This is a genomic window from Dulcicalothrix desertica PCC 7102 (assembly GCF_003991905.1).
GTDB classification, from domain to species: domain Bacteria; phylum Cyanobacteriota; class Cyanobacteriia; order Cyanobacteriales; family Nostocaceae; genus Dulcicalothrix; species Dulcicalothrix desertica.
This window is the reverse complement of the sequence record NZ_RSCL01000051.1, coordinates 32,270-33,592: the sequence shown is the minus strand read 5'-3', so window position 1 is coordinate 33,592 and position 1,323 is coordinate 32,270. Positions and strand designations below refer to the sequence as shown.

Here is a 1,323-nt window from a genome sequence, read left to right as displayed (position 1 = left end):
ACCTGACTGGGGTGAAGCCGCAGAAATTGCATTCCAAACTATATTCCCTCATTTAGCAGTGTTACTTCTTTTACAAGATATTGAACGCTTGAGAGAACTGGCACTGAGTCAAGGAATTAACATTGAAATTTCCAGGTGCAAGATATGAGATACTCAGATTTAATATCCTGAAAAATTCTGTCGCGAGCAGCGCGACCTTGAACTGGTGGTCTTTCTAAAAGGTGTGTAACCGCGCTTCTTATCTTAAATGATACCGTGCTAACTCAGCTGTAGCCTCAAATGGTTCTTCTAAAGATGTCATAGAAGGATGAGCGCATCGGCTTCTATCTTCAAATAATCTTTCAATATCAGACATCTCAACAATTGAAATAAGTTCAAATGGTTTTAGCGATTTCTTAGGAATATCTGACTCAAACTGCCAAAGCTCTTTTACTTTTTTTTCTGAACTAAGTTTTTCAAATTGGTCTAATAAATTTAAAGCTTCTTTATCTTCTAGAAGCTTTAATTCTCTCAGTTTATGAAGAAAATCAAATACAACAGCATTCCAAGTTGCGACAATGCAAGAACGATATGCTCCAGCTTTATAGCAAGCAACTGCCTCTTTAATAAATTGTTTAGCTTGCTTGTCTCTACAACGTGCTATTAATTCGTCCAAATCAATGAAAGCTTCGTACATAGACAGTGGTTTAATATACATAATTTTATGTATATTAGCGTACATACAAGTCTAATACACTATAAGCTTATAACAATCTCGAAGTTCTGCTTCAAGATGTAAGCGAAAGTTAAGATTTTAGCAGTGGTTGAAATACTTAGTTGTTTACTTCGCCCCAAAAAGAGGTGATGACAGGCGCAAACTCGGAGATATCTGGACTTGAAGCAGGTTGACAAATATATTTAGCTCTATTCTCGATGGCTAAAATTCTATCAGTGTCGCGCACGTACAAAGGGACTATCTTATCTCGTTGTTCCAATAATTCTGCCAACCCTATTTTCATTTCTTGCTTTTGATGGAATAACACGCGCGCTGCCTTTTCCACTATCCGTGCGAGTTCTGCTCCTGTGCAATTAAGTGTTTTATTGAGAATTATCCGCCATTCTTTCTCGGTTAAGGGGTCATCTTGACTGTAACGCTTATCAAACCGAGCTAGATGCATTGTCAATATTTCCTTACGCTCTATAGCTTGAGGGAAACCTACGTAAAATATCTCATCAAATCTTCCTACCCTGGTTAGCTCTGGAGGTAGCGCATCAAGTCGGTTAAGAGTCGCCACTACAAAAGTCGCGCTAGTTTTCTCCTGTAACCAAGTTAGCAGCGTTCCC

At 38.5% G+C, this 1,323-nt stretch carries 2 protein-coding genes; both read right to left on the bottom strand.

The window, feature by feature from the left end; all coding sequences use genetic code 11:
* Positions 1-238 precede the first annotated feature (238 nt).
* The gene (locus DSM106972_RS48170; protein ID WP_233787979.1) at positions 239-676 is read right to left on the bottom strand and encodes a hypothetical protein; all 438 of its coding nucleotides are present in this window, start codon (positions 674-676) and stop codon (positions 239-241) included.
* Between the two features lie 136 nt (positions 677-812).
* A partial coding sequence (locus tag DSM106972_RS54540; RefSeq protein WP_325052288.1) for an AAA family ATPase occupies positions 813-1,323 on the bottom strand: 511 nt, incomplete at its 5' end.